Genomic DNA, 2,931 nt, shown 5'->3' on the forward strand with positions numbered 1-2,931 from the left:
CCTGCCCCTCTGGTACCCGGTGGGCTTCAGCACCACCGTTGCCCCGCCCGCCGCTTCAGCGCCTGGCGTCCTCGCTGGTGTCCATCCGCCGTTCGAGCGTCGCCTCCATCTCGTCGTGCCGCTCGTCAACCCGTGCAAGGGCGACCTCCCGCCGGCGCAGCAGCTCGTCACGGCGCTTCTCCAGCGCCCGCAGCCGGCCGGATCGCTCCCGCGCGGTCTGGGCCTCGTCGGTGTTGCGCATCAGGGCGGCGTGGCTGACCTCCATGAACATGCCGCGACCCTTGAACTGGTCGCCGATGATCCGCTGCCGGCGCCCGGTCATCTTCCGATCCACCCAGGCGGTCAGGCTGCCCTGGTCGGCCTCATGCTTGGCGTAGACCCGATGCAGGTACTTGCTGCGGCCCCGCTCGAAGGCCTCGGGCGACAAAAGTCCAAGCTCCACCGCCTCGGCCCCCATCTGGTCGATGGCCTGTCGAATCGGGGCGGCGATGCCTTCCCAGCGGGCATCCGCCACTTCCTCACCGGTCAGCACCGCCTGGAGCGTCGCCATCTCCTCCGGCTTCACGTCCTGATCCACCAGCGTCTTCATCAGCTCCGGCACCTTCGCCATGATGCGGCGCTCATCCAGCTGGCGCTGCCGGTCTCGCTCGACGTAGGCGGCGTCGAGGCCGTAACGGTCGATCAGCCCGGCGCGGGCGCGATGCAGGATCCCGTTCATCCAGCCGAGCTTCCCGCCGTCGGCGAACTTGGCTTCCGTCAGGATGCGGCCTGCCTGCCGGTTGATGTAGAGGCCCGGCTGCCATTCGTTGCGGCTGTTGATACCACCGAACAGATCGAAGGGGATGCGGGCGACGCGGTCTATCGGCTGGGCGCCGGCCAGCTTCGCCATCAGGCCGCGCCGGGCTTCCGCCGCCTGCGGTAGTGGGGCAGCGGTGTCGTCGCGTTCGATGGAGAAGCGATCCTCCGGAGCGCCAGGCACAAAGCGGCCCTGTTCGTCGCGAGGCTGTGTCTGAGCGTGGTGCGCCTCCGCCAAGCCGACGGCCGCGCCGGCTTCCTCCCTCCCGCGCGCACCGATCTCGCCACGGTCAATGGCCCGGAAGACCGAGTCCGGCGTCCGGAAGCCCAGACCGCGCAAGGTCTGCCCGACGGCCCGCATGAAGTCGCGGATGCGCTCCATTGCCGTGCGGACGAAGCCCTTGGCCTCGACGCGGCCGGCCTGCCACTCGGCGAACAGGTCGGCGACCGCCTCCTCGATCAGGCGGTCGGTCGCCTCCGGCCGGTCACCCCAACGAGCGAACTCAGGATAGCGGGCGCGGACGTCCGCCATTCGGCCGGGAGCCTGGATCACCTCGCGCCGCAGTGCCTGCCACTCCGCCGGCCGGATCAGGTCGAGGTCGCGCAGCGCGTGGATCACCTCGTGGTCGAGGGTGAAGGTGCGTGAGGTGGAGTTCAGCGCCACCTCGATGACGCGGCGGCCATAGCCATAGCGTCCGACGGCGCCCTCCAACGGCTCGTTGGTGACGCGGTCGCGGATGACGTCGACCAGCTTCAGGCCGATGCGGTCGGCAATGCCGTAGCGCTGGAGGCGCGCCACGAGGTCAGTCCCGATGTCCGGCAGGACCTGATCGAAGGCGGGCACGAGGCGGAACGATTCGCTTTCGCCCGGTATTGCGGGATTATCAGGGACGCTCCCCATCGGCCGGAAATCGACGGGATCGCCGCCTTCATACTTGACGCCGTCCAACAGGTTCCCGAGATTTATATCGGAGCCTGAGGCGCGGGCTTGTTGAGGCGCATCGTCGTCACTTCGGCCCTTTGCTTTCGCGCCGTCAGGCTCCACCTTCTCGATCTCGGTCGACTGCACATCCCAATAGCGACGCCCCTCCGCATTCTCCTTGACCGTCAACTTGACGCGGTAGAGGGCGCCCTCCCAGCGCATGGCCGCGTACAGCCGATGGTAATCCGTGGGCTTGCCATCGCGATGCTCATTGCTTTCGACAAGCACCGCATCGCGCATCAAGGCGGGCAGCATGGTCAGCGCGTCGAGTTCGGCGTCGGCCCGGTATGTTCCAGCCTTTGGATTGTCGTTGGTCGCCTTGTCCACAGCGGCTCGTCCGACAAGAATGTCGGTCCAGCCGGTATCGCGATTCGATAGGACGGCTCCCTGAAGGTTCTGCCGCGCCCACATGTTGGCTTGCCGCCGGTTGCCGTTGAACCGCGCCGGAACATCAATAACCGGCAGCGTTCTGTTGGGGGCAAGGGCTTGTCGACGAGGACCGGAACCGCCTATGCTTTCATCAGGTCCGCGAAACGCTTCGGACGTTTGAGCGGAGGACTCGGCCTTGCCGGGGACATCTGGCGTCGTGGACCGCTCACGGGAGAACAGGTCCTGCTGCCCCCGGCCACCAACATCGAACAGCCCCTCATCCGCCGCCTTCTGCCGCTTCTTCGGCTGCATCGGCTTCGCCATGGCGGCTTCGATGCGGTCGCGATCGGTGACCGGCCGCAAACCGTCGACAACGAACTGTTCGCCCTGGTCGGTGCGTTCGGTGGCCCGGGTTACTTGGCCTTCGCTTCCCGCTTGGCCGCGATCCTCGCCGCGGCTTCCAGATTCTGGGCGGAGTTCAGCAACCCTTCGCGGGTTTCCTTCGACACTCTCGGATTCGGGTCCGCGGCCATTTCCCGGAACGCCGCGGCCTTCTTGCTGTAGTCCTCGCTGCTTTGCATCGGTGATGTCCTCGAATGGGAGCGGATCACTGTCCGCACCGCACTCCCGAATGTATGCCGCCTCCTGCTGGATTGCATCACGCTCGATGGCGTCCATGACCGCATCTTCATGATCCTGCCCCAACATCGCCGCCTCGACGGCCTGCCGATGCAGATCCTCGGGCAGGCGGATGCCATGCTCTTCAAGCACGCGCGCACTCCCGC

Annotated in this window: 2 protein-coding genes; one reads left to right on the forward strand and one right to left on the reverse strand. The window is 66.9% G+C overall.

What is annotated here, in order from left to right:
* Window positions 1–55: 55 nt before the first annotated feature.
* On the reverse strand, window positions 56–2,290 hold the full coding sequence (locus I71_RS26365) for a hypothetical protein (protein WP_280109919.1): 2,235 nt from the start codon (window positions 2,288–2,290) through the stop codon (window positions 56–58).
* Between I71_RS26365 and I71_RS26370 the strand changes: the two genes are divergently transcribed.
* Window positions 2,264–2,710, forward strand: a complete 447-nt coding sequence (locus I71_RS26370) for a hypothetical protein (RefSeq protein ID WP_148294377.1) — start codon at window positions 2,264–2,266, stop codon at window positions 2,708–2,710. The genes I71_RS26365 and I71_RS26370 overlap by 27 nt on opposite strands.
* Window positions 2,711–2,931 lie beyond the last annotated feature (221 nt).

Origin of the sequence: Azospirillum sp. B506 (assembly GCF_000333595.1) — a bacterium.
Taxonomy (GTDB): domain Bacteria; phylum Pseudomonadota; class Alphaproteobacteria; order Azospirillales; family Azospirillaceae; genus Azospirillum.